Here is a 20,340-nt window from a genome sequence, read left to right on the forward strand (position 1 = left end):
TAAGTACTGATTCAAATTGAAAATGAAATTTTTTCATCTCACTCAGGTTCATACAGGATTAAAATACAGTTGATCGTTTGATATGTTTTATGTTAGCGGGCGATTTCTGCAGTTTGACCGGTTGCGGGCGGCTGACCTGCCACCGAACCAGTATTCATTGGTTTAAGTTGCTGCATCCGCGCAATCAGATTACCGAGCCCCTCTGAAGCAGAATGAAAATCAGAATCTTCAGTATTTCCCTGCTTCAGAAATTCATTCCAGAGAGGTCTCATCTTGATCGCCAGATCGACTTCCGGATTTGACCCCGCCTGATAGGCGCCAATTGAGATCAGATCTTCTGACTGCTGATAAGCGGCCATCAGTTTCTTGATCTGAGCCACAGCCTGCTGATGCGCGGGTGATGTAATATCGTTCATGGAACGGCTGATGCTCTGCAGCACATCAATCGCCGGCCAGTGTGATTCATGTGCCAGTTTCCGAGAAAGCATAATATGCCCATCCAGAATTCCGCGTACCGTATCAGAAATCGGCTCGTTCGCATCATCGGCTTCAACCAGAACAGTATAGAACCCGGTGATGCTGCCAGATTCAGTCCGCCCACTCCGTTCAAGCAGCTTAGGCAGGAGGGAAAACACGCTGGGTGGATAGCCCCTTGTCGCCGGTGGCTCTCCTGCTGCCAGCCCGATTTCCCGCTGTGCCAGTGCATAGCGGGTTACGCTGTCCATCATCAGCAGGACATCTTTGCCACAGTCTCGGAAATATTCAGAAACAGCGGTCGCCAGATGAGCCGCCCGTAATCGAATCAATGCAGGTTCATCACTCGTAGCGACGATTACCACACTGCGTTCCAGCCCTTCTTGCCCTAAATCACGATCCAGAAACTCACGAACCTCACGCCCTCGCTCACCCACCAGGCATACGACATTAATATCAGCAGAACTCTGACGCGCCATTTGCCCCAAGAGTGTACTTTTACCAACACCGCTCCCGGCGAAAATCCCAAGTCGTTGCCCTTTACCACACGTTAACAGCCCGTCGATAGTGCGGATCCCTGTACTCAAGGGCGTGTCGATACGGGGACGATTCAGGGGAGAGATCGGTTTGGCTTTTAAATTCGCGCGATGGGAAAGCATCGCCTGATTTTTACCATCAATACAGCGACCGCGACCATCCAGAACTCTTCCCAGAATCCCCTGTCCCACGGCAACGGCAGGCACCGATTGTATCAGACTGACACGATCTCCACGTCGGATCCCCGCCAGATCCTCATAAGGCAGCAACAGTGTTTCTTCATTCTGAAAACCAACGACTTCCGCTTCGATCGCAGAACCATTTTCCCGATCAATGGCACAGACGGATCCCAGCGGCGCCGGAAAACCGGAAACGGACGCCGTCAACCCGACCACGCGCGTGACTCTCCCAGTCAGACGAAAGGGTAAAATCTGCTTTATCTGTTGAGAAACATCAAACATGAAATGTGGCTAGTCCTGAGTCTGGATAATCAGCTCCTGGAAAATACGATCCAGTTGTGCTTCGATTCTGGCGTCGATAGTTCCATGCTGTGTTTCAATAATACATCCCCCTGAGGAGATCGATTCATCTTCAATTATTTCACACGTCTGACATCCCGTCAGATTGGTAATAAAGCTCTTTGCATTCTCTCCCAGGTGGGCAACATCCGTCGGATTCATCTGGAACCGGATATGCTGAGTTCCCGATGCCAGCTTGAGCGCTTCACTCATCATGGGTTTCACCGTTTCGGGATGTGTCTCGATCTCATGCCGCACCATCTTTTCGGCAATCACCAGACACATTTTGACGGCGGTTTCATCCCATGTCTGTCTCCAGTTGACCTGTTCCTGCTGCAAGCCTGATACGGCAGCCTGCATCGCCGGAAATACCGTACCCAGCTTTTCTTCCACGATCTGACTGGCCCGCGCTTCAGACCGTGACTGGATCTGATCTTCCACATCACGTGATGCATCTTCCAGTCCCTGTTGTTTTCCTGCCTGATACGCTTCCTGTTTGATCTGTTCTGCTTCTGTTCGCGCATCGATGATCATCTGACGCGTCTGGTTACGCACATTTAAGATATGATCTTCGCAGCGTTTCTCAATGTCATTGAAGTTATAGGCGATTTTTGAACCCAGCGCGCGAAACGCATCCGCCTTTAACAATTTTGCAGTTTCCAGTTCCGCCATATCTTCGACTATATCAATCCTGTTATTATTGGTTCCATCAGATTTTCAGGACAAAATTCAACATGCATCAGGTAATGTACTGCTCGCTTTCATTTCCGGCAGATACTTCAATTTCTCCCGCATCTTCCAGACGTCTGACGCTGTCCACAATCTGCTGCTGAACTGTTTCCACATCACTGACTTTGATAGGACCAAGATATTCCATTTCTTCTCGCAGCATGTCCGCTGCCCGCTGAGACAGGTTGCTGAGCACTTTCTGTTTGATCTCTTCCGAGGCGCCTTTCAGAGCAACCGCCCACTGATTAGTATCCACTTCCTTCAGCAGAGCCTGAATCGCTTTATTATCCAGTTTCACCAGATCGTCAAAGACAAACATCAGACGGCGAATTTCATCAGCCAGATCGGGAGTTTCCTGATCCATGCTTTCGAGGATCCCTTTATTGGTCATGCGGTCTGTCACGTTCAGGATCTCGGCAACCAGTTCCACTCCCCCTGCCTTTTCTGTCCCCTGACTGAACGTATTTTTCATGCGATGCTCCAGACTCTTCTCGACATCACGTATCACTTCCGGACTGGTTTGCTCCATATTAGCAATGCGTTTGATCACATCCATCTGTTTATTGGAAGGCAGCCCGGCCAGAACTTCCGCAGCCATGTTACTGGGCAGGTGTGACATGATCATGGCAATCGTCTGAGGATGTTCTTCAATGATAAATGTCAACAGGTTGTTTGCGCCCGATTTCTGCAGGAACCCAAACGGCACTGAATTCATCGTCTGATTAATACTATCCAGAATCGAGCCGGCACCTTCTTTCCCGAGTGACTGCTCCAGCAGTTCATTCACGGCAGCCAGACCGCCTCGCTCCATGGTGGTCTGCTCGCCGCGCAGGTTTGTAAATTCGGACAAGACACTGGCCTGCTGTTCTTTGGAGACATCCTGCATCCGGGCGATCATCATTGTTACTTTTTCGACATCCTCTTTGGACATCAGACTGAGTACTTCAGCGGCGAGCGCTTTATCCAGACTCAATAACAAGACAGCGGCTTTTTGTAGTTCATCCATTTTTCAGCCTGTAAAACAAGTATTACAATAACTTCGAATCAGAAAAATCAGTCTCAGGTTTTTGAGTGGATCCATTTACTCAACACCATCGCGGCAACTTCCGGATTATCACGAACCAGTAATTGAACTTCATCACGCTGTGTCGGTTCTTTCTTAGGTTTTTCTGCTTCTTCATCCGGGTTTGATGCGGCTGCTCTTTTCTGGGGTAACTCGATCTCTTCTGATTTGATTTCTTCCATTTGAGGCATGCTCTTATTCAGCATCCATAGAGCCCAGATCGCAAACAACCCCAGGCCAATGGTACTGCCCCACTGGCTCACAAACTCGCCGACACTTTCAGTTAATGGCAATTCGAGTTCGGGTACTTCTGCATCAATGCGTACATAAGAAGCTACACTGACAGCATCTTCGGCTGACTGGGAAGGAATCAGCCTCTGGACCTGCTTTTGAATGCTGGTTTCCACTTCGGTCTGAATGGCAGTAGTAGCCTGCTTGAAAGTGGCAAGATCAGCTTCCGCTTCTCCCTTTTTGATTCCCCGTTTCACGGCAACAGCAGAGTAGTAATCCTCCGGAATGGAAACGGAAACCTGCACCGTACTGGGCATGGCAGCTACGAACTCTTTTTCTGTCCAGGTAAATGAGGGCGCAGTGGTCGCTTCATTATTCGTTTCGGTCACTTTCTCATTTTTTTCGTTCCCCCGCGCGACTGACAGTGAGTTAGGCTGGTTCGAACGCGCCCCTGGTTCTGCCCGTGTAGGCTTTTCTGTAAGGCTGCGTTCAGTAGATTGCTCCTTCGACTGCAGCGTCACTGAGCCATCAGTACTGATCTCCTGTTTGCGTTCGACATACCGTTTCAGGTTTTCAACGTCTACATTCACATTCACGATCACATCCGGAATATAGGACAGAGAATCGAGAATTTTATCCTGGTAGTTTTTTGTATGCTTATTGACCCAGCTGATGAATTTACTGTCAAAGGCATCGTTTTTATCACCCGCGGTATAGGATGTTCCCGTGGATTGATCAAATACGGTTACCGAATCTGTCGACAGGTCGGGGACCATTGTCGAGACCGCAGCTCTCAGGCTGGTTACCAGCACAGGAGTCAGTTCCTGTCCCGGACGGGGCTTGACCATCACGGTTGCCGTCACTTCCGGAGTGGTATTATTCCAGCGTAAGCGTTTTTTAGAACGTGCCCACATCACACTGGCATCTTCAATCGCGGGGATGGCGCGGATCATCCGTCGCAACTGGTTACCCAACGCGATATCCCGCATGACCTGCAATTGGTCCTTGCTGACAAACATGCTCGATTTTTCAAACTGCTCCTGCCATTCAGAAGCCCAGTCTGTCGGAAGTCCACCACCTTCAATGAGCGCTGCGTTATAGCGGGGTACTTCATTCTGCGGGACCATAATTCTCTGCCCCTTTCGCGAGAAATCGATTAACCCGGCCCGTAACAGAACTTCTTCTGCATGAATCACCTCTTCGGTCGTAAAATCTTTACCCAGAGAGAGTGAAACATAGCTCGATTGACTGTCCCGGAAAAAGAGGAAGCCAAAAGCCAGCATCATCAGCAGGGGGACAGACAGCAAAATCGCGCGCTGGCTGCCTGACATTGTTTGAAACAGGTTTGCGAACTGTTGATATATTTTTTTTATCGTATCCATACCGGGTGACCAATCGACGAATCCGTGTCAAAATGGTGAAAGTACTGCCTGACGTGCTTGAGTTTACATTTGCATCTTCTGGATCTCGTTATAAGCTTCCAGAAGTTTATTTCGCATTTGAACCATCATTCTCAGAGCCAGATCAGCCTTCTTGATTGAGGAAAAGACTTCCGCCTGAGTAATATCTTCTCCCAGTAGCCCCGCCTGAATTGCCTGTTCGGATTGAAGTTGCAACTGATTAGCACCGTCCAGAGACTGTAGCATCATATTTTTAAACGAAGGGGCGCCGGCGGATGTGCCTGCGCCAGCATCTTTGAGCCCTGCCGGTGAAAGGCCAGGCAGTAATGAGCTACCGATATGACTGATGGAACTGGTCATGCTGTTCCCTTCCCTGAGATCAGATGAATAGATTTAATTCTGTATATATCTCTAATTTAAGCTAAAATCCGCAATGAAGTGCTGAACATTTCCTTGGTGATATCCAAAGCCGATATATTGGCTTCATAAGCGCGTCCTGCTTCCAATGCATTGACGAACTCGGTTACCAGATCAATGTTAGGATAGGTCACATTCCCATCCTGGTCCGCATGGCGGTGTCCGGGATCATAGGTTTTTCTTAAGGGTGTGTCTGTATCAATTTTGACATGATATTTTACGCCGGTTCCGGAAGCGCTCTGGTCCAGGCTCTCCGTATCTGCCTGAAAGGTGACAATCCGGCGATAAAACGGCTCTTCACCACTTGCGGGATCGTGCGACACATTGACCGCTGCAATATTCCCCGCAATCGTGTTCATCCGTTGCCTCTGGGCGACCAGGGCGCTGGTACTGATATCAATTCCTTTTAACATCTGCTGCTCCTTTCAAATTTTCTGATGTTTCCTGATCGCTTAGATAAAACCTCAAGCGCGTTCAGAAATGACCGTCAACAACTGATTCATCTGCGCCATCATGACCTCGACGGCAAACTGCTGCATCATTGAGTTTTTGGTCATCTGCATCATTTGTGATTCAACGCTTCGATTATTGGCATCCTGAAACGTCAGGTTCTGCGGAGTTGCTTCCCGTGCCTGAAACAGGCTGCGCGGAAACAGATCCTCCAGTTGTGCTTCAACTGACTTGGGTTTTTCAAGAGTTACAGGCATTGCCAGAGAAGAATGCGAGATCGGATCAGCTGCATTTTCCTTCAACACAACCGCATCACGTAAAGCCTGCTGAAACTCCTGAACGGGAAGGTCTCGCATCTTATATGAAGGGGTGTCGATGTTCGCAATATTACCCGCCAGGACATCCTGTCGCCGTTCGGAGAACGCCGCCATTTTTTCCAGCAATGGTATTGCATTCGAATTGATAATCTGATCTATCATACTGCCACCTGCCTGAATAAAAACACAAAGCCCGCGATCAGGCGGCACGCCTGACCGAAAATGTCCGTTTGGAATCTGGACCTCCTCGAGGCGGGTACCCATAGGATCTGAGTTTGCCCGAAAGTGTTCTCAACCCGATATCCAGTATTTGAGCCGTACTTTCGCGATTGCCTCCACAGCGTGCAAAAGTACTCTCAATCAGTTTCTGTTCCATCTCTCGCAGAGTCATCCCCGTCAGGGATTCAGCGTTTGAAATCGATTCCGAATCAATCCATGGCAATAAACTGGCGGCATCCAGTCGTGGCCCATTATCGACACGGTTCACGTGTTGAATCAGATTTCGCAGTTCCTGAATGTCCCCGCTCCAGTTATGTTTCTTCAACAGTTCCAGGCCATCCAGGGTTAACAGTTTTGGTATCGTGCCTTCAGAGATAGCCACTTCACTTAACAGATTTTCTGTCAACAGCGCGAGATCTTCTTTCCGGTCATTCAAACGCGGAACCGACAGAATAGAGGCGGAGAGGATTTCGGCCAGCTTTCGCTTGAACTGATTCTGGGCCGACAGTTCATGGAGTGAGACATGGCTCAGTGAGATAATGCGGCAGTTTAATTTTTTCAACTGCCTGTCTTCCGGCGAGCTATATTCGCCGTTTTCCAGAATTTTCAGCAGAGCCGCCTGCACGGGCAGTGAGGTCAAATGAACCTGATCGAGCACCAGTGTGCCACCTGCTGCCTGTTCAAGTTGACCCGGATTCCATACAGGCTCATCGGAATAACTGCTCTTTTCATTTGAATAATAACCGATCAGCTCTCGTTCCACATTTTCAATGGTCAAAGTGCTGCAGTTGACTCTGATTAAAGGATGATAGTTCAGGTACATGGCATCATGAATGATTTCTGCCACCACCGACAGTTCCGCCCCGACTCCCCCCTGAACCAGTACGGGAGTTTGCAAATGCACCAGATCTGCGATCCGATCTCTCAATGTCTGGATTGCCTGACTGTATCCGATCAATCGGCGGCTGGAACGCAGGTTTAATTCGGAAATCAGCTCAGTGCATTCGCGTGACAGTCGGGAGTATTTGATCGCAGAATCCAGGAGACGACTGATATGATCCAGTGAGTCGTTCGAACGCAGTTCCGCAAAGGGTGCCATCGTTTCATGGGATGCAGTACGGGAAGGCTTCAGACAGGCCTGTTGAATCTCGTGCGTCAGCATGGGATAATACAGTACCGGGATCAGATTCTGCTCTGTAACAGCATCGACGGCAAACATAAACTCTGTAATTGACCGTTGATCCAGGAGAACACAGATATCTGCATCCGGTCGCGGGGATGTGGGAGTGAATGTCATTTCCGACAATGGAATAACCGTATAGCCCAGATTTGAGAATTGCGTGCAGACTTCCAGTCTGCGGATACGATCCTCAGAAACAATCTGAATCAGACCACGTGATGTTGAACTGTGTAACAAGCTATGATTCATTATTTAAAACCCGTTTCAATCAGAGGGAATACTGTTATTCTTTATAGTAATTTGTAACTGTTATTGATCAATATTCAGATGCCGATGTGTTGCAGGTGCCAGACTGTCACGGTAGGCCTCCCCGACTTTCGCCCCCTGATTTAACGACTGGATCTGCTGTTTTGTCCGCTCCCGTCGATCGACCATGGACTGTGTACTGGTATCCTCATTCTTCAGCAACTGTGCCAGCACCGCTTCTGAATCACTCAAAATCTGCTCACAGATTGAGCGCTGCTCGGCGGGTAACCGGTCCCTGTCCTGCTGCCACTGCTCCCAGAGCCGAGGCAACTGTTTCTTATATTGATCCAGCTGACCAAGCAGTCTCTGTTTTTTACTTAACACGTCCAGCAGACTGGAATAATCATCTTCTTTGATCAGTTCCTGCTGTTGAAGTGACAGAGTCAATAGCGCCCGGGAGTACTCCAGACGCACTGCAAACAGTTTGGGATAATCAATTGTATTTGTCGAAGTCATATCAATTACATCATTATTCAGGTTTAACAATGAGGAACAGATCCCGTCCTCTGGAAAAGTCTCCGTTTAGGCACCATTAACTGATGGCAGCGCGCTGGTTCGACTGTCGGAATCGCGAAACTCGCGCGACCAGTCCAGCCAGCGATTCCATTCTTCTCGTCCCAGGTTCGTTGCCCCGGACTCGAAGACACTATCAGGCATCTGTTTCAATATTATTTTGGCTTGTTCCAGCATACTTTTGGCTTCATTTCTTTTCCCCAACGCTTCGTAACAGCCGGACATTTTCATATACGCAATCAACACTTCTGTACATTGCGGGTACCGGTTGACGGCATCGTGGTACGATTTGATTGCCTCGGCATATTCTTCAGTCAGATACAATATGTGGGCTTTTCCATAGCAACTCGATTTCAACAACCGCTTTCCCAGAGCATTAAGCCTGTCTCGACTTTCCAGTTGGCGCAAATCACGATTCAGATATTGAAGCTGTACGAGAGCCTGTTTCAAATAACCAATTTGCTTACGTTTTAATTCCTGCCGGGCGTTGTCTGTCCTGGCTTCCTTCATCTCCTGAAGTGGCTGATCTGACAGATTCTGTAAGGACCGTGCCAGTAGATAGCGTGCTTCAGAAATTTTCTCAGATTCGGGATAACGGTTGACGTATTCGGTCAGGCGACGCGTCGCCTCTTCATAATAACGGTTCTGCCTGGAGCCGGTGACCTGTCCTTCTGGCGGGACCTCTGCGGTCTCACTCTGTTTTTCTGACTCGGCAATCTTTCCCTGGTGAAAATTCAACTTACCCAGCGAAAACAGTGCATCCCCCCACTGCTTTGCTTTGGGGGTTAAATTGTTCGACTCCAGGATCTCTTTCCACACGGTTTGAGCCTGATCGAGTTCATTTTTTTCCAGATAAGCAATCCCCAGTAAATACTGAGCTTCGAAGGCAGACACGTCGGTCGGGTAATTCGTCATCACGCGTTCGAAGTGGTTAATTGCTTCTTCAAGCTGATCCAGCTCGAGCAAAATTTCACCACGCTGAACCAGTGCCTGCGGCATTTGCTTTTCCGGATTTGTATTGATGAACCGCGTCAGTACTTTGAGCGCGGTCTCGAAGTCCATACCTTTCTGGAAGTGTTCTGCAGAGATGGCAAGGATATCTGCATAGCGGTCAGAGGTTGTCAAGCGACGGGCGAGTTCAAAATAAGCACGCCCGCTTTGCTTCCAGTGTTCATTCAACTCGCTTCTGAGCGACTCCTGCTCCGTGACTGTAGCTGCTTCATAACGCCGTTCCAGATATTCCGCCCAGCGACGATTGGCATTCGCTGCCAGTTCCTTTGCCTGGACTTCAGGCAGCAGAGGAGGCAGATAGTCAGACAGCTGAATTGCCGCATTGAAGTAGGTCACGTCGTTTTTGATCCGGTCTTCATCCACCCAGTCGTTCCACGCATTCAGGACATAAGTCCGGACGCCCTGCAGACTGATCCAGCGATTACGAAATTCATCCGGACTGTCGATGGACCGCAATGCAGTCCGATAAGCAATTAAAGCTTCTTCAGTACGTCCATTTTTCCGCAGTAATTCGGCAAGACGCAGAAATGCTGCCTGGCCTTCCTGGGTCCCTGCATAACGATGTGTTGTCTGCTCAAAAAAGTCGATTGCACCATCAGCATTGCCAAGCGACTCTGCACACACGCCCATCAGATAGGACGCCTGTCTTGAAAATTTACGCTCCAGACCCAGGTTGTCCTTAACCGGAGCCAGAATAGTTAAGGCTTCCTGGTATTTTCCTTCCGCCATCAGGGTCTGTGCCTGAAACACAAGTGTCACCTGATTCACAGAATCCTGCTGCTTGACCTTGTCCAGAACTTCCTGTGCCTGAGCATTCTTGCCTTGTGCCAGAAAAATCTGTGCACGCTGTAAATACAATCGATCGTGCGATTCATGATCCAGGTTTTCCAGCTGCAGACATTCTGAATTTAAATCGAATGCCTGCTTTATTTCAGCAGATTCTTTGTGATCGAGATAAATATCCGTCAATGACATGGAAGCACGTAACTGACCTCCCGCAAACGTCTTGACCGCTTCTTCCAATAGAGGACGCGATTTTTGAATAGACCCTGTCAGGTAGAGACTTGTGCCCAGTGCATAGCACCATTCCGGACGATGTTCCTGATCAATGGCCCTGCGGTCTGCTTCTTTCAGGTAGCGGCTGGCAATCAGATACTGGTGATCCTGAGCTTCCCCAGTCAGCTCTTCAGCATTCCGAAAAGCAACAATACCAAAGATAAAGTACAGAGCACCAGGAAAATCGGGATCCAGATATTCCTGTTTTTTCAGCAAATAAGCCAGTTCCAGAGCCTCGGTCCGTGTTTTTGTATCTGTCGAAGCCTCCAGTTTCTGCAGTGCCTCTGTCAAAATTTCTTTGGGAGTCTTTTCCGGCTCCCCGGAGAGAGACATCAGGTATCCACCCAGCAGGAGAATCACCGGTACGCTACCCGCCAGAATCTTCCAACGTGATTTGACAAAGCCTGTTAAACGAACGCGCAACGCGACCGAATCGGAAGCAGCAGCCTCGATCTCTGCGTCTTCTGATGGTTTTGCAGGTGAGTTTGGAACTGGGACGTTCGCTGACTCATCTGATTCTGGTTGAGCTATTGTTTCATTGGCCATGACTGAGTTGCCCGTGAAGTAATCAGGTCATCCTCAACAAGGATTCGAAACCTGATTTAATATCAGCAGGTGAATTTTGGAATGGAATATTGGAGTAGAAGCAGAAAAGCTAAAATGACTTGTCGTATTCCGCGCCGGGAAGAAATCCGCTTCGCAGAATTGATGTGAGAGTGTTGTGATTATTGAAGAAGTGAGAATGAGAGAGGTGTAACTTGAGCATTAATACAAAAAAAAGTGATTTTTTGTCAATATTGATTCAAGTCTGCTCCAAATCACAGGGCAGAGAGTTGCTCAGTCTCCTGGAAATCACAAAACAGGTAAACTGAAAAATTCAGCGAAGGGCATTTCGCAATTTTTGTGCAGTCCGTTCTGGAGGCGTCTGACTGGAATGATCAAAGGGAACCCGTTGATACATTAATGTCTGCTTCAGGATTTTTGCAGCAGGAGGCCCGGCAATCGTTCCTCCATAGTGATTCTCACCTACCGAAGGCTCATTCACCACAACCAGCACGAGAACACGGGGATCATGTGCCGGGGCACCACAAATAAAGGAACTTACATGTAACTCGGAGGAATACTTGCCTGTTTGCGGGTCGGGCTTTTGAGCGGTCCCCGTCTTCCCAAACACCACGTACTCCTCAAGCTGAGCTTTCCTCCCGGTCCCTCGCGTCACCGTCTCCACCATGGGAACCTGAACCAGCCAGTCAGCGACTTCAGGAGAAACAATCGGTGTCGAAACAAGGGGGCGTACCTGGGCCGGTTCTTCTTCTGACCGGGGAAAGTAATTGTGATCGATCTGATCACGAATCAAACGCGGATTCAACAATTTCCCCTGATTCGCCAGCGCCACATGTCCGGTAATCAATTGCACCGGGGTGACGGCAATTTCCTGCCCCATCGGTATCGAACCTGTCGAATAGATATTCCAGTTTTTTAAAGGCCTGACTATCCCCCCCAGTTCACCGGGCAACTGGATGCCTGTCTTCTGGCCAAACCCGAACGCTGTCACTGCTTCATATAAGCCGGGATTGGTCAGTTTCTCTCCAATCTTGGCCATACCAATGTTACTCGACTTCACAAGAACATCAGTCACGCTCAACACCCCGTAACTGTGGTGATCGTGCAACAGTCGCTTTCCCATGCGGTATTCGCCATGCTCACAATCAAATTCTTCGTCAGTTTGAATCAATCCCTTTTCGAGCGCTGCTGCAACAATAAACGGCTTGAGTGTTGAACCAGGCTCATAGATCGAAGCGATGGCTGTATTTTTCCAGGCAGATTCATCGATGCCTTCGGGATGATTTAAATCGAATGTCGGAACCGATGCCATCGCCAGAACTTCACAGGTTTTAACATCCATCACGATCGCACAGGCGCTTTTAGGCTTCCACTCTTCTACAATCGACTGCAGTTGCCGTTCAGTGTAGAGCTGAATGATGGAATCCAGAGTCACCACCAGCGTTTCGCCATTTCTGGCTGCGACTCGTGAGTCATTGCGAACTTCAATCACGCGACCATGGGCATCACGAATCAGAAAACGATGACCATCCTGACCACAAATCAAATGGTTAAATGCTTCTTCCAGCCCCCCCTGACCTTTTCCATCAATATCCCGCAATCCCAGGGCATGCGCTGCTAAAGCCCCTTGTGGATACTGTCTGCGATATTCCTGCCGAAATCCCCAGGCGTCATCTGAAAGATCCAGTGCCCTGACCCCGGACAGTTCCCGATCAGAGAGACGACGTTTGACCCACAAGAACAATTTGTCCTGATTTTCTTGCAAGCGATTTCGAAACGCAGCCTGATCGAGTTGCAGAAGGTCACAGATCCGGGCGACGCTCTTCTCATTTTCCAGTCGCTGGGGAACGACATACAGACTGTTACTGACAATTGTGGTAGCCAGCAGTCGACCGTTCCGGTCGAGAATGTCCCCGGGACGCGCGGGAATTTTTTCTTTGTAGACCTGCTGTCGCGCCACAACCCGGGCAAACTGACGGTGACCAATATATTGCAGATAGACCAGACGCGCCGAGATCACAAGCCAGGCCAGCACCACAATCAGGACCAGGCTCCCGGTGCGCCAGCTGTTTCGCAGATTTGATGGTACGAATTTCAAAGATTGCTTCTCCCGCAGATCTGGCTTCTGCTGCTCTTCGCCTGACAGGCAGAGCACGACAGCATGCAGACAGTATTATTTTTCTGCCTGCCCCTTAAGCGGGTTTAAATGCCATTGCAGTAAAGGCATCTCACGTCGATTGCTGAGCGCAGGCTGCTGATTCGATTCGACATCCAGCTCCCCGCGTTCGATCGAATTTAAAACCTGACGGGGAGAACCCGCGCGTTGCGTTGCCAGCTTCATCTTGGCATGAGCATTCACCAGAACATCCAGCTGATAATATTGTCGACTGACCAGTCGTTTCAGCTTCAGGCTCTCTTTTTCCAGTGCAATTCCGATCAGAGAGACGGCAACCGCCAGTAAGATTGCACTACTGAAACGGAATAACATCCAATCGACCTTCCCCGCCAGCGAGAATGTTAGAGCGCATCACATTTAATTATAGCGTCTGTCAATCTGATCTTCTCGGTCCACAGGGACCTGGAGACGCTACAGTAAAACTGGACACAGTCTATAGGAAAGTTCGCCGCCAGCTAAGTTGATAATGAAACAGAACGCACCATTGCGCCTGTATTCACTATCGGCTGGATGAGTTCCCAGGAACAAGACTGACCCGGCTGGCATCATAAGGCAGCTGCAATTCTGTCCCAATTTGAAGCTTGTTCGGGTTTTGCAGTCTCTGACGGTTAATCTGATAAATCTGATACCAGCGAGACGAACGTCCCAGATGCTTCTGTGAAATATCAGTCAACGTGTCATTACCTCCCACACGATACATGGGCTGCCCGTCGGAGCTGATAAAAAATCCGGAAGGTTTACCTGACTTGCGGACGGCTTTATTACCGGCGAACTCACTGACGATGGTCTGAGTTGCTTTATGGCTGGCCTGATAGCGTGCTTCAATTGCCGCCTGATCAGGAGCGATCAATTTCAAACCCGGTTTCATTTTGCGAGGATCACTCACGCGACTCTTATTGATCTGAGCCAGCAGTTGAAAATAGCGACCGGTTCCATAGAGTTTTTTAGAGATCGTCCAGAAATTTTCACCATTCTGCACCACATATTCTCCGCCCACTGCTGTCGCAGGCTGCTGACTGAATGATTCTTTCTGAAATGATCCAAACTCTTCGGTAGAAACTTCCTGCACCGGAGCCGGCCCGTCAAACAACCCGCGCGCCTGTACCTGATTTTCAGCGGACATTTCGGCATCGCGAAATGTATTCGAATCAATGGCGGCGGCAGGACGTTTCACAGTCGTCACACTTTCTGCCTGCTGTGCTGAAAACTCTTCCGCCCGAAAATCACCAAAACGCTCTTCAGTTTGAGCGACTTCCGCTTCGCCGAATTCCGAAACGGAGGGACGTTCAAACTGCCCGTTTTGCATAGCCGGTGTTTCCGACTCAAACGTGTTTTCAGCCTGCGCTGCGGGAGTTTGTGGTTGTTCTTGAGAAAAACCGGAATCACTAAACTCGTCAAACCCCTTCGAATTTGAGATTTCCGTAATATTGACTCTCGCTGTTTTCTCGGGTAATGATTCATTGTTCTGCATCTGACCTGCACTCGAATCCTCCGCCAGTCCGAAACTGTCAAACTCGTTAGCGGCAGGTTGCTGCGGCTGCATCGACTGCGCCGGTTGCGTTTCTGCTCCGAATGGATTTTCATCCACTTGAACTGTTTCTGTTCCCGTTTCAGCGGCAGGCGCAAATTCGTTTGCGGCAGGCTGTTCCATCAAGCCTGACTGATCAATGGCAGCGGGTTGAGAAAAATCGGACACCGGTTCATTTCCAAATTCGTTCGTTTGAGGTGTTGTCGCTGGTTGCTGTGCAAACTCGTCAGTCCCGCCAAAAGGGTCCTGTTGCGGTTTATCAAAAGCGGCTGGTTCTGCCTGATTCTGCATGCCTCCCTGGAATTCATTCGCAGAGGGATTCGAAAATTCATTCGCGGGTTGTGGGGGAGGATCAAACTGTTGAAATCCGTTGTCAGCCTGATTGGCTGCAATATCGATTGACTGTGCTGGCTCACTTTGTGAATTGAATGCATTCTGATCGAACTGATTTGTGGTCTTTGATGCAGATTGTTCCGATGCAAACGGGTTATCCTGACCTGAGGTCTCAGCAGAACTCGAAAAACCTGAGTTCTCAGTCGGCGGATTAAAGTCATCGGACTGCTCAGCCATCTGACCACTGGTTTTAGAATCGTCGCTACCTGCTGCAAAAGGATCGACTTTCCCGGACGATTCCTGTTCCTGAGTTCCCTCTTCAGGACCATTAATGGCAACCGCTTCCTGCGGACGATTTATTTTCTGATAAACAACCAGACCAAAGGCACTGAGCAGGATACAGATCAGACACAGTCCTACTTTAGTTTCAATGGCGATTCCTGACTTGGGTTTTTCAATTCCCCAGTCTTCTTCAGTGGGTTGTTCTGCTTTTTTTTCTTCAGTCATGGCTCTGAACCATTTCCCGTTTAAACGAAATAAGTCTTATTCAGACAAACAGAAAACTGTCTGTCTCCCTGTTCATTTCAATAGTCACATTTATGTTTTCACAGCCACTCGCAGCTTGGCAGAGCGGCAGCGTGGATTGACTCTTTGTTCTGCCTGAGACGCCACAATGGGTTTGGCAGTCAGGTTTTTCCAGATCTTCTGATTTTTGAAAGCCTGCTTGACCATCCGGTCTTCCAGAGAATGAAAGCTGATAATCACAGCCCTGCCACCGGGTCGCAGCACCTGTGGTAACACAGATTCAAGCATGGTTTCCAGTTGTTCGAGTTCCTGATTTGCCGCAATGCGCAACGCCTGAAAGACACGTGTTGCTGGATTTTTTCTCGCGTTCGCCAGCGCTTTGCCAGGAATCGCCTGCTGTACTGCTTTGATTAAATCGGCAGCTGTTCTGACAGGAGCTGTTTTCCTCTGCTTCACTAGTTGATTTGCAATCCGCTGGCTGAAACGTTCTTCACCATACACTTCCAGAATCTCACATAATTCTGATTCCGACAGACTTTCCAGTAACTGCCAGGCAGGAACCCCGGTACTGGTATCAAAACGCAAGTCTAACTCACCTGCCGATTCAAAACCGAATCCCCGTTCATCGTCGCCTAGTTGATCGGAAGATAATCCCAGGTCCAGCAGTACTCGGTCCACAGACGAAATCTGTAATTCCTCCATCACAGCAGGTAGTGCTGCGTAACTACTCTGCCGCAAGTAACATCGACCCTCGGGCAGTGACTCTGATTTTAATTTTTCCGTGGCAAAGCCCAACATCATGGAATCTCGATCCAGACCAATTAAGGCGCCTTCTGTACTAATTTTTTGCAGTATATGCTCACTATGACCACCTGCCCCGACTGTGCCGTCAACGACAATCAGCCCAGGAGACAGATCCAGTTGTGATATCACTTCACGTAACAGGACCGGTAAGTGGACAGGCCTCCTCTGATCACCGGGCTTACCTGACATTCAACTGAAAACGATTCTAAATAAATGAATTGCACAATAGATTGGTAAACTGACTCCGACAGAAAAGTCCGACAGAAGGCAGCAGAAATACGAATTGATTTTTTCGGGATGGGGTAGAGACTTGAGAAGTGAAACTCAGAGAGATTATTGACCTGAGTCGCGGATCTTAGAACAAGTCCGAACCTCAAGCGCAGGAAGTTTAGAAAAATCCTGATTTTTTGGCAAGATCAGTTAAAGATTTTTAGGAAACGGATTTTAATAGTCCTAAGTGACTGATTTGAAACCGATTGAAAGCACGCGCGTCTGGCAGATTGAATTCAGAGGAGGCATCTCAACTCTGTTCCTGCACCGACTTCTCCTGTTCAAGGAGGGAACCCTGAAGCCATCCGTCTCAAGCAGCATCCATTCTACTTGTCATCGGAGACGAACGACTGGTGGCCCAACCCAATATCATGAGCACACACAGGTGACATCCATTTCACCTTCAATCCGCAAAGCCCGGTAGCCAGCGGAAGAGTCCCAATTTGTCCTCCTTGAACAATACAAGTTACGATTTGTGTTTATCACCTGGTCATCTAACAGAAATGTTCCACATTCCTTCAACGACTACCAGGGCAGCTGACCAAAGGCCTGAGCGGCCATTTCATCAAAATGTGGCCCATGATTATTAAGATAGGTATTCCATCGTTCTGCACTCCAGATTTCCGCATGGTCCTGAACTCCAATCAAAACCACATCCTGTTTCGGCTCCAGACTGGCCAGTTCCGCTAATCGCTCCGGGATACAAACTCTTCCCTGCGAGTCGACTTCCACTTTCTCTGCTCTGGCATAATACAGACGCAGATATTGGGCAGCTTCCGGACCATTTCTGGAAAAGTCCGCTAATCGTTGAGCCTGCTGTTCAAATCCTTTTTCAGAGTAAACCAACAATACGGACGCAGTACCGGGAGCGATATAAATCTGGGGAGACTTTTCCTCTACGAGCTCTTCCTTGAGACGTTTCGGAATTGCCAAACGACGTTTACCATCCAGAATCTTATTGAAAGTTCCCGTTAACGCCATTGAGCCCCACTCACCACCACCAGACACCACAGAGTGATGAATTTACCACCCAAATTGAAATCGTCAAGCATGATTGAAAGTTCGGTTAGAACTCGGCGAACATGAATCGACCTAGATACTTATCACGACAGGAATTGTGACTTTGCTGATTTTTAAATTTTGTTGTGGGAAGTCGATTCAGCGGCCACAATTTCGTGCAAATTCAGTCTTCTAGACCCAGCAGTTGCGTATAAATCTGATCGTATCGGTCAGCAATGGAGTTCCATGTAAACTCATTCTTCACAAGATGTTGCGCAGTCTCAGCCATCTCGATAAACCTGGCAGGATGGGCACTCAAGTCACTCAGCGCCTGAGAAATCTCAGCAGGCTCTCCCGTCGCCACTACGGTCCCCTGCTCCCCATCTCGGATCAACTCGGAAATCCCATCAACCCGGGTGGAAATGACGGGTAGTCCGGACGCCATCGCTTCCAGAACCACGTTGGGCATGCCCTCCCATAAGGAAGGCAGGACAAGACAGGTTGCAGCCTTCATCAATTGGGGAACCTGGGCCTGCCAGCCGGAAAAATGAATCCGATCTGCACAGGACAAGCTGCTGGCTTTCTGCTGTAATTCTGCTTTCAACGGTCCCTCACCTGCAAACAGTAGATGAAAATCAGCCGCCTGTCTGGCGAAGAGTTCAAACGCGGTTAACAGATCATCAGGAGCCTTCTGGGGATCCAGTCTACCTGCAAACAACACCACTTTCACGCCAGCAGGGATTCCCCAGGGAGTTAAATCCAGTGGTTCCGCCGCATCAAACAGTTCAAAATCCACGCCATTCGGGATCACCGTTACCTTGGAGGCAGGCAGTTTCCCCTGTTGAATCGAGAAATCAGCCACCGACTGGCTAACACAGATATTCAGCTCTACCAGGCGATTTGTAAGTCGGTCCAGCAACAGGTGACCATTTTTCCGTTTCTCCGAAACTCGAATTCCGGAGACAATGTGTGGGATTCCCGCCAGCTTCCCGGCCAGTCTTCCGGCCAGATTCGCGTGAAACAGAAATGTCTGCAGTAAAAGCGGTTTTTGTACTTTCAGCTTTTGTGCCAGCGTTCCGATGATACGCACATCCCAGGCAGAACGAACCAGCAGGATTTCCGTCGGAATATTTGCTGCCTCCAGACGCTCCACCAGTGGGCCTGTCCCCGTCAGAGAATAGACCACCGGCGCCCAGCGTTCTCGATTCAAGCGAGTTACAATCTGAACCAGCGCACGTTCTGCGCCACCGGGTTGCAGGCCGGTAATGCAAAACGCGATTGGAACAGGTCGGGTCTGATCAGCCAAGCATCATCTTTCTGGGGACATAACCGATTTTATCAGAATGCAGGATGCATCCCGTTTCATAACCGTCTCGTTATCAGTATGATAGCCTCTCTTCCGTTCAGGGAGAGAAAACATTTCTCTTGTTCACTTATTGCCTATTGTTCTCAGGTTACAATGCGCGACAAGCTTAGATTCGGATTTAGTATTCATTGAGTCCGGAGAAAATGAAAACCTCCGTTAAAATCCTTCATTTTCATCAGTCTACCCGACGAAATGATCAACGTTCCCTGTTCAGACTGACGGAAGCAAACTCATACCATCTCCCTTGTAATAGTGAAATTCAACTTGAAAACCAGCTGGAACCTTGCTGAATGACCGATTTAAGCTCCTTTGACTATCAACTGCCTCCTGAATTAATCGCAACCGAGCCGAATCAGCAGCGGGATCAGTCGCGCCTGCTCATCCTTGACCGCAAATCTCAGTCTATTACACATGGTTCCATTTCTGACCTGCCTCAATATTTAAACCCGGACGACTGTCTGGTTCTGAATAATACCCGTGTCCTGTCAGCCAGGTTATTCGGCACGCGACAGTCCACGGGTGGTAAATGGGAAGGCCTCTATCTTGGCTCCCCTGCTCCGGGTGAGTGGAAACTGATGAGTAAGACCCGGGGTAAACTGCATCCGGGGGGAATCATCGAGTTGCGCCCCGCGCATCAACGGTCACTCGAGAAACAGGTGACACTGAAATTATTGTCGAAAGATTCTGAAGGTTACTGGACTGCCCAGGTACAATCCGACGAAGATCACCACAGCCTGCTTGCCCATTTTGGGACGATGCCCCTGCCTCCCTATATGAAACGCGATCTTGCCACCGAGGAAGACTGGGAACGTTATCAGACGGTGTATGCTGCTCAACCAGGAGCAGTCGCTGCCCCGACTGCGGGATTACATTTCACACCGGAGTTGCTGGAACGTTGTACCCAGCGGGGAACCAGAATTGCGAACGTGACGTTGCATGTTGGTATTGGAACATTCAAACCAATCTCAGTAGAAACTCTCGAAGCCCACCAGATGCATTCGGAATGGTGCGAGCTGCCTGCCGAATCGGCAAAGCTGCTCAATCAGACGCGACAGCAGGGAGGTCGGGTTGTCTGTGTCGGCACGACCAGCGTTCGTACTCTGGAATCGGTCGCACAACAGGGGCCGCTGAAAGCCTGGCAGGGAGAGACCGATATTTTCATTTACCCCCCTTACCAGTTTCAGGCCGTGGATTGCCTGCTGACGAATTTTCACCTGCCGAAGTCGACATTGCTGGTGCTGGTGAGCGCCTTTGCCGGATCAGAATTCATTCGCGAAGCCTACAAAAAAGCTGTAGAAGCAGATTACCGCTTCTACAGCTATGGTGACGCCATGCTGATTTTATAAGTTCAGTC

17 protein-coding genes are annotated in these 20,340 nt (G+C 49.2%); 1 reads left to right on the forward strand and 16 read right to left on the reverse strand.

The genetic code is table 11. The annotated features are described in order from the left end of the window. Window positions 1–92: 92 nt before the first annotated feature. The 16 genes from Pan161_RS06515 to Pan161_RS06590 all read right to left on the reverse strand — a co-directional run bounded on the left by Pan161_RS06515 (window position 93) and on the right by Pan161_RS06590 (window position 18,926). The gene (locus Pan161_RS06515) at window positions 93–1,472 is read right to left on the reverse strand and encodes a FliI/YscN family ATPase (protein ID WP_145225192.1); all 1,380 of its coding nucleotides are present in this window, start codon (window positions 1,470–1,472) and stop codon (window positions 93–95) included. 9 nt (window positions 1,473–1,481) lie between these two features. Beyond that, on the reverse strand, window positions 1,482–2,201 hold the full coding sequence (locus Pan161_RS06520) for a FliH/SctL family protein (RefSeq protein ID WP_145225194.1): 720 nt from the start codon (window positions 2,199–2,201) through the stop codon (window positions 1,482–1,484). A 67-nt stretch (window positions 2,202–2,268) separates the two neighbouring features. Next, window positions 2,269–3,264, reverse strand: a complete 996-nt coding sequence (gene fliG / locus Pan161_RS06525; RefSeq protein ID WP_145225197.1) for a flagellar motor switch protein FliG — start codon at window positions 3,262–3,264, stop codon at window positions 2,269–2,271. Between the two features lie 53 nt (window positions 3,265–3,317). Then, window positions 3,318–4,934, reverse strand: a complete 1,617-nt coding sequence (locus Pan161_RS06530) for a hypothetical protein (protein ID WP_145225199.1) — start codon at window positions 4,932–4,934, stop codon at window positions 3,318–3,320. 63 nt (window positions 4,935–4,997) lie between these two features. Beyond that, the gene (fliE, locus tag Pan161_RS06535; protein ID WP_145225201.1) at window positions 4,998–5,312 is read right to left on the reverse strand and encodes a flagellar hook-basal body complex protein FliE; all 315 of its coding nucleotides are present in this window, start codon (window positions 5,310–5,312) and stop codon (window positions 4,998–5,000) included. Between the two features lie 56 nt (window positions 5,313–5,368). Further along, window positions 5,369–5,782 carry a flagellar basal body rod protein FlgC gene (flgC, locus tag Pan161_RS06540; RefSeq protein WP_145225203.1) on the reverse strand — a complete coding sequence of 138 codons (414 nt, stop codon included), beginning with the start codon at window positions 5,780–5,782 and terminating at the stop codon, window positions 5,369–5,371. Between the two features lie 51 nt (window positions 5,783–5,833). After that, window positions 5,834–6,298 (reverse strand): flagellar basal body rod protein FlgB, encoded by a 465-nt coding sequence (flgB, locus tag Pan161_RS06545; RefSeq protein WP_197995730.1) that lies wholly within the window; start codon window positions 6,296–6,298, stop codon window positions 5,834–5,836. Between the two features lie 37 nt (window positions 6,299–6,335). Further along, on the reverse strand, window positions 6,336–7,784 hold the full coding sequence (locus Pan161_RS06550; RefSeq protein ID WP_145225207.1) for a sigma-54-dependent transcriptional regulator: 1,449 nt from the start codon (window positions 7,782–7,784) through the stop codon (window positions 6,336–6,338). A gap of 60 nt (window positions 7,785–7,844) precedes the next feature. Then, window positions 7,845–8,297, reverse strand: coding sequence for a hypothetical protein (locus Pan161_RS06555; RefSeq protein WP_145225209.1), 453 nt, complete (start codon window positions 8,295–8,297; stop codon window positions 7,845–7,847). A gap of 66 nt (window positions 8,298–8,363) precedes the next feature. Continuing rightward, a complete protein-coding gene (locus tag Pan161_RS06560) occupies window positions 8,364–10,967 on the reverse strand; it encodes a tetratricopeptide repeat protein (protein WP_145225211.1) in 2,604 nt (867 codons plus the stop codon). Window positions 10,968–11,298: 331 nt separating this feature from the next. After that, window positions 11,299–13,140 carry a peptidoglycan D,D-transpeptidase FtsI family protein gene (locus Pan161_RS06565; RefSeq protein ID WP_232103646.1) on the reverse strand — a complete coding sequence of 614 codons (1,842 nt, stop codon included), beginning with the start codon at window positions 13,138–13,140 and terminating at the stop codon, window positions 11,299–11,301. Between the two features lie 18 nt (window positions 13,141–13,158). Then, window positions 13,159–13,473: a hypothetical protein gene (locus Pan161_RS06570; RefSeq protein ID WP_145225213.1), complete on the reverse strand. Its 315-nt coding sequence runs from the start codon at window positions 13,471–13,473 to the stop codon at window positions 13,159–13,161. A gap of 187 nt (window positions 13,474–13,660) precedes the next feature. Then, the gene (locus Pan161_RS06575; protein ID WP_145225215.1) at window positions 13,661–15,529 is read right to left on the reverse strand and encodes a LysM peptidoglycan-binding domain-containing protein; all 1,869 of its coding nucleotides are present in this window, start codon (window positions 15,527–15,529) and stop codon (window positions 13,661–13,663) included. A gap of 90 nt (window positions 15,530–15,619) precedes the next feature. Then, window positions 15,620–16,540 (reverse strand): 16S rRNA (cytosine(1402)-N(4))-methyltransferase RsmH, encoded by a 921-nt coding sequence (rsmH, locus tag Pan161_RS06580; RefSeq protein ID WP_145225217.1) that lies wholly within the window; start codon window positions 16,538–16,540, stop codon window positions 15,620–15,622. Between the two features lie 606 nt (window positions 16,541–17,146). Then, the gene (locus Pan161_RS06585; RefSeq protein WP_145225219.1) at window positions 17,147–17,602 is read right to left on the reverse strand and encodes a division/cell wall cluster transcriptional repressor MraZ; all 456 of its coding nucleotides are present in this window, start codon (window positions 17,600–17,602) and stop codon (window positions 17,147–17,149) included. Between the two features lie 202 nt (window positions 17,603–17,804). After that, on the reverse strand, window positions 17,805–18,926 hold the full coding sequence (locus Pan161_RS06590) for a glycosyltransferase (RefSeq protein WP_145225221.1): 1,122 nt from the start codon (window positions 18,924–18,926) through the stop codon (window positions 17,805–17,807). Between the two features lie 350 nt (window positions 18,927–19,276). Here Pan161_RS06590 and queA point away from each other — a divergent pair, with 350 nt between their 5' ends. Beyond that, window positions 19,277–20,332: a tRNA preQ1(34) S-adenosylmethionine ribosyltransferase-isomerase QueA gene (gene queA, locus Pan161_RS06595; protein ID WP_145225222.1), complete on the forward strand. Its 1,056-nt coding sequence runs from the start codon at window positions 19,277–19,279 to the stop codon at window positions 20,330–20,332. Window positions 20,333–20,340: the final 8 nt, after the last annotated feature.

This window comes from Gimesia algae (assembly GCF_007746795.1).
In the GTDB taxonomy this organism is placed as follows: domain Bacteria; phylum Planctomycetota; class Planctomycetia; order Planctomycetales; family Planctomycetaceae; genus Gimesia; species Gimesia algae.

Coding starts and splice junctions, on each gene's coding strand:
- Pan161_RS06515 (WP_145225192.1), bottom strand. CDS start 1,472: ATGTTTGATGTTTCTCAACAGATAAAGCAGATTTTACCCTTTCGTCTG.
- Pan161_RS06520 (WP_145225194.1), bottom strand. CDS start 2,201: ATGGCGGAACTGGAAACTGCAAAATTGTTAAAGGCGGATGCGTTTCGC.
- fliG (WP_145225197.1), bottom strand. CDS start 3,264: ATGGATGAACTACAAAAAGCCGCTGTCTTGTTATTGAGTCTGGATAAA.
- Pan161_RS06530 (WP_145225199.1), bottom strand. CDS start 4,934: ATGGATACGATAAAAAAAATATATCAACAGTTCGCAAACCTGTTTCAA.
- fliE (WP_145225201.1), bottom strand. CDS start 5,312: ATGACCAGTTCCATCAGTCATATCGGTAGCTCATTACTGCCTGGCCTT.
- flgC (WP_145225203.1), bottom strand. CDS start 5,782: ATGTTAAAAGGAATTGATATCAGTACCAGCGCCCTGGTCGCCCAGAGG.
- flgB (WP_197995730.1), bottom strand. CDS start 6,298: ATGATAGATCAGATTATCAATTCGAATGCAATACCATTGCTGGAAAAA.
- Pan161_RS06550 (WP_145225207.1), bottom strand. CDS start 7,784: ATGAATCATAGCTTGTTACACAGTTCAACATCACGTGGTCTGATTCAG.
- Pan161_RS06555 (WP_145225209.1), bottom strand. CDS start 8,297: ATGACTTCGACAAATACAATTGATTATCCCAAACTGTTTGCAGTGCGT.
- Pan161_RS06560 (WP_145225211.1), bottom strand. CDS start 10,967: ATGGCCAATGAAACAATAGCTCAACCAGAATCAGATGAGTCAGCGAAC.
- Pan161_RS06570 (WP_145225213.1), bottom strand. CDS start 13,473: ATGTTATTCCGTTTCAGTAGTGCAATCTTACTGGCGGTTGCCGTCTCT.
- Pan161_RS06575 (WP_145225215.1), bottom strand. CDS start 15,529: ATGACTGAAGAAAAAAAAGCAGAACAACCCACTGAAGAAGACTGGGGA.
- rsmH (WP_145225217.1), bottom strand. CDS start 16,540: ATGTCAGGTAAGCCCGGTGATCAGAGGAGGCCTGTCCACTTACCGGTC.
- Pan161_RS06585 (WP_145225219.1), bottom strand. CDS start 17,602: ATGGCGTTAACGGGAACTTTCAATAAGATTCTGGATGGTAAACGTCGT.
- queA (WP_145225222.1), top strand. CDS start 19,277: ATGACCGATTTAAGCTCCTTTGACTATCAACTGCCTCCTGAATTAATC.